6 protein-coding genes are annotated in these 4,429 nt (G+C 53.8%); 2 read left to right on the forward strand and 4 right to left on the reverse strand.

Annotated elements, in window-relative coordinates; translation table 11 throughout:
* Together J7M22_03485 and J7M22_03490 are read left to right on the forward strand one after the other, a co-directional pair.
* A partial coding sequence (locus J7M22_03485) for a TrkA C-terminal domain-containing protein (GenBank protein ID MCD6505667.1) occupies positions 1 to 174 on the forward strand: 174 nt, incomplete at its 5' end.
* Positions 175 to 190: 16 nt separating this feature from the next.
* The gene (locus J7M22_03490) at positions 191 to 1,216 is read left to right on the forward strand and encodes a Gfo/Idh/MocA family oxidoreductase (protein ID MCD6505668.1); all 1,026 of its coding nucleotides are present in this window, start codon (positions 191 to 193) and stop codon (positions 1,214 to 1,216) included.
* Here J7M22_03490 and J7M22_03495 read toward each other — a convergent pair whose 3' ends face one another.
* The 4 genes from J7M22_03495 to J7M22_03510 form a co-directional block, all read right to left on the reverse strand.
* Positions 1,217 to 1,414, reverse strand: a complete 198-nt coding sequence (locus J7M22_03495) for a hypothetical protein (protein ID MCD6505669.1) — start codon at positions 1,412 to 1,414, stop codon at positions 1,217 to 1,219.
* A gap of 235 nt (positions 1,415 to 1,649) precedes the next feature.
* Positions 1,650 to 2,609, reverse strand: coding sequence for a dihydrodipicolinate synthase family protein (locus tag J7M22_03500; protein ID MCD6505670.1), 960 nt, complete (start codon positions 2,607 to 2,609; stop codon positions 1,650 to 1,652).
* A gap of 171 nt (positions 2,610 to 2,780) precedes the next feature.
* Positions 2,781 to 3,944, reverse strand: a complete 1,164-nt coding sequence (locus J7M22_03505; GenBank protein MCD6505671.1) for an MFS transporter — start codon at positions 3,942 to 3,944, stop codon at positions 2,781 to 2,783.
* The gene (locus J7M22_03510; GenBank protein ID MCD6505672.1) at positions 3,908 to 4,306 is read right to left on the reverse strand and encodes a GIY-YIG nuclease family protein; all 399 of its coding nucleotides are present in this window, start codon (positions 4,304 to 4,306) and stop codon (positions 3,908 to 3,910) included. Before J7M22_03510 ends, J7M22_03505 begins: the two co-directional genes overlap by 37 nt.
* Positions 4,307 to 4,429 lie beyond the last annotated feature (123 nt).

Raw genomic sequence — 4,429 nt, forward strand, 5'->3', positions numbered from 1 at the left:
ACCATAGCGGAGCTCAAGATCCGAACCAAATACGGGGTGAACATCATAGCGATCAAGCGATCGGGCCCCGAGGAGATCACGGAGATGCCGACGCCGGATTATGCAATCAGGGAGGGAGATATCCTGGTCGTCGTCGGTGCAAACGAGGATATAGATCGGCTTTCAAAGGTCTGAAGGAAAGGGGGATGGATTGGTCTTTAAGGTAGGCATCATAGGTCTGCATCACCTCCATTCGGAGGGATATATCCGTCTTCTGGAAAACCTGTCCGACGCCAATGTGACGGCGATCGCCGATGAGGACGAATCGCTGCTTCGGCGGATGGGAGATAAATACGGAATTCCGGAGCTTCATCGGGACTGGCGGGATCTTATCCGAAACTCCGATGTGGATCTCGTCATCATCCTTCTTCCCCACGCCATGTGTCCCGATGCGGCAGTATCGGCCTGTGAGTCCGGCAGACACGTTATAGTGGAAAAACCGATGTCCAATCGCAGCGAGGGAATTCTCCGCATGATATCCGCCGCTCGAAATTCAGGAGTCAAACTGACAACGCCGTATCTGTGGCGATACTGCGCCGCAGCCATGAGGATAAAGGAGATGATCGATAGGAGAGTGATCGGTCAAATCGTCGCTTTCGAGGGGAGAAACATCGCCGGCCCACCCCAAAGATACCTGGACGGAGGGGCCGAGTGGATGGTTCAGAAGGAGATAAGCGGAGGAGGACCGCTCCACAACCTTGGCGTCCACTGGATAGACCTTTTCAGGTGGATCTCCGGCCAGGAGGTCAGATCAGTGGCAGCGAGAATCAACTCGCTCACACATGGGCTGGAGATAGAGGATAATTCGCACGCCCTGCTGGTTTTTGAAAGCGGTGCGGTCGCCTCACTGGATATAAGCTATTCCGCCGCCTATGGATATGATCTCTTCGTCCAGGTAAGGGGAACAGAAGGTATCATCTCATGGAAACCTCAGATGGAGGGGGCAGGCACGGTTGAAATCATTCGAGGTAGAGAACGAGACGTGGTAGAGATAAAGGAGGAGAGGGTGGAAGGATACGGCGGAGTATGGGGAGTGAGATTTATAGAGGAGTTCCTGAAGGCGATAATGGAGAACTCTCAACCTCCTATAACGGGGGAAGACGGCTATAAAGCTCTGAGGGTTGTCGAGGCGGCATACGAATCCTCAAGGGAGAGGAGGTTTATCGAAGTGAAATAGTTAATCGTCCGCCCTCTGCTTCTCCTCCTGAGGTTTTTCCATCCCGCGTTTTTGGGGGCTCTGATATCTACTCATCAGCGTCAGAGCGAGAGCGGTTGACAGCGCTACGGAAGTCAGGACCTCCAGCATGAGCCTTCCCTTATCGCTCATTATGGCAAAGGCGATGATTATCATAACCGTTACCAACAGGAATTTCATCTCGATCACCCATCGTTATTTATCGGTGGGATCGAAGATGAAGTTGAGCCCCTTTTACAACCATCCTGCCGCCTTCGCCAGAAGTTTGACGTAGTAGACGAAATCCGGCCATGAGACGTCGGGCGGACGTCATGTAGGAGACAAGGAGAGGAAAGAGACGTACTGCGTAGGGCGGCGACCGGCATGAGCAAGCTCATAAGCGTGGGAAAACCTGCCTCCTGCTTCCTGGGGAAAATCAACGTGAATCGCCGATTATCCCCCGCTCAATATAGTATGAGGGGAATTTAATAAGCCCGAACCTGATCATCTCCTCCCTGATCTTCTCCCTTTCCTTCTCGCTTAAGGGGAGTATGGGGGGGAGGACCCATGGTTTACAGAGACCGAGCTCGCTCATCATGACTTTAAGCGCCGCCAGCGATTGGGTCAATTCTCTTCCCCTAGCATAGATTCCGGTTATCTCGTCGGTTTCTCTTTGAAGCGATTCCGCCCTTCTCAGGTCGCCGCTTACCGCCGCTTGGTAAAGCCTGCTGTACATATGCGGAACGACATTTCCCCCGCTTGGGACGATACCGCTTGATCCGAGCGATAATCCTCTAAATGAAAGCGGGCTTGATCCGACGAGATGGGAGAAATCCTCCCTATCACGCCACATCTCAAGCGATCTCTCAAGCCTCGCCTCATCTCCTTCCGAATCCTTAAGGCCTATTATCCTGGGATGGTAGCTCAGCTTTTCGATCACCTCAAGGGGAATGGAGATGTGGGTGGTGGAGGGGATGTTATAGAGTATCAGGGGACCAGATATCGCATCGGCTAAAGCCTCATAATATCTGAGCATATGTTCTGGGGTCAGGGGGTAATAGTGAGGCAGATGGGCTACCACCGCTTCAATACCCATATCGAAGTATCTGTTAGCTAGATCGACCGACGTGGCGAAACAATTTCCGGATATGCCCGCATAGACCGGACTCCTATCGCCAACCTTGTCCAACACCGCTTTCACAAGGGGAATCTTCTCCGAATCGGGTATTGAGGCGGATTCCCCCGTCGTTCCCAGCAGGAAAACCTTGGTGCCTCCCTCGACGAGATACTCCGCCACCCTCCCGGCGGCATCCAAGTCAATCTTTCCTTCTTCGGTGAAGGGAGTTATCATGGGGACTATGACACCCCTGCATCTTTTCACCCTATCCATACCCATCGGTGGATCCTCCCATGGATTTATGACGCCTTGAACGGTAAGCTCCCCGGGGTTGTTCCTGTAACCAGTTCAACTATAATCTCCTTCCATAACCATTGTTTTTCATCTCGATGTCGGAAATAGCTGTAACCGGTTACAGATGCTATAATATATAACAAGGCGGGTGGGAAGTCAAGGGCGTGAGGTTTCCCCTCGGAACTTGAGGATTATGCTCGCCTGAGCGATCCAGCCCAGAAGGATCACGATGGAGGCCAGATGGAAAGCCGCCTTCAGGGCTATCTTCTGGGCCACAAGGCCCGCCAGAAGCGGTCCAAGGGTGAAGGCCGATCCGACCAGCATCTCATGAACGCCCGCATTTGCCCCTTTGGATTCAGTGGCTGAGAGGACATATAGCAGGCTCGATGCATAGGTCATTCCACGTCCCAGCCCCTGCAACAGCATCCCAAACGCATACGTCGATCGCTCTCCGCCGAATCCCAGGAGGAGCATTCCCACCAGTGAGACGCCCTCGAAGGCGAATATCGGCGTCATCCTGTAATGCCAGATCGACGTGCGCGAGAGGATGAAGAAGGTTATCCCCTGGCCGACGTTTATCAGCGAGAGCAAAACCCCTATGATCCCATCCGGTATCCCCTCCACTCTGGCAACTTTGGGAAACATGTTAGACGTGGCAGCGCCGGAGAAGAAGAGGACGAAATTGGCGATCCAGGCCACATAGAGGAATTTCAACCTTCCCCTCAGATCAGGCAGAGAGACCTTTTTCCTCATGTCCTCCTCTCCTACGGAGGTCACCTTCGCTGGGCAGCCCCTCAATCTCAGCGAGAGATAGCTCAACGTCAGGAAGATCAAACCGCCCAGGAACCTGAAGACGGAGCGCGGGCCGAAGGCCATCAGATATCCTCCCACGGCCGATCCGGATATTATCCCCATCGTCCATCCGAGGTTGAAAAAACCCATCCGTCTGTTCGTCCCGCCCGGATCGGCCTCCTCATGTAGGAAGGTCTCAAAGACCGGCCAGAAGAAGGCGCTCCCCAACCCGCTCAGGAGGTTAAGCATGATCAGATCCCTCACAGATCCGGAGAAACTGTACCCTATTATCACGGCGCCGTATATCGACAGGCCAAAGATCAGGAACAGCCTCCGCGGCCCTCTATCGGCCAATCTCCCCGAGATGAAGGAGGCGAACGAATAGACGATCCCCCACGAAAACCCCAACAATCCAAGCTGAAACGGCGTCGCGCCTAAGTTCTGAGCGAACAGGTTGATCAATATGGCGCTCGCCGCTATGGTGAGATCTATCAGATAGGGGATGGCCAGAAAGTCGAAATTCCCCATCTCTCCTCTCCCAGATAGATCAGATGAGAGGGACATCGACAATCGCTCGAGCCGAATCCCGGCACCACCACATAAGCACCGAATAGGGATAGGGTCTGCAGGTTCAGCTCACACTCAATCCTCTCATCCGTCCAGATCTCATGTACACCCACAACCTTTGCCCTCTCGAGGAGGTAATCCACATGCCATCTGAGCTTTTTGTCAGATCTCAGATGTCTGGACACCCTTCCCTCCACTCCGGACATAGCGCTTCCGGTGTAGATGTAATATCCGGCTGGGAAGTGGAAGGTGCCAAGCCGGCCGATCCGGATCAATTCATCCCTATCGAGGCGTATCAGAAGTTGATAGACTCCCCTGATCATCCCTCATAGCTCGGCGACCGCTTCCATCTCCGCCCTGTGTTCGGCCGGCCTGCCCTCGGCGGAGAGGAACCTGTAGTTGAACCTCAAAAGCACGTCCGTCACCTTATACGCCTGATAATCGGC

The organism is Candidatus Poribacteria bacterium, assembly GCA_021162805.1.
Classification (GTDB): Bacteria; Poribacteria; WGA-4E; order B28-G17; family B28-G17; genus JAGGXZ01.

What these genes read in the sequence shown, in the direction of transcription:
- J7M22_03495 (MCD6505669.1), bottom strand. Translation starts at nt 1,414, where the DNA reads ATGAAATTCCTGTTGGTAACGGTTATGATAATCATCGCCTTTGCCATA.
- J7M22_03500 (MCD6505670.1), bottom strand. Translation starts at nt 2,609, where the DNA reads ATGGGTATGGATAGGGTGAAAAGATGCAGGGGTGTCATAGTCCCCATG.
- J7M22_03505 (MCD6505671.1), bottom strand. Translation starts at nt 3,944, where the DNA reads ATGGGGAATTTCGACTTTCTGGCCATCCCCTATCTGATAGATCTCACC.
- J7M22_03510 (MCD6505672.1), bottom strand. Translation starts at nt 4,306, where the DNA reads ATGATCAGGGGAGTCTATCAACTTCTGATACGCCTCGATAGGGATGAA.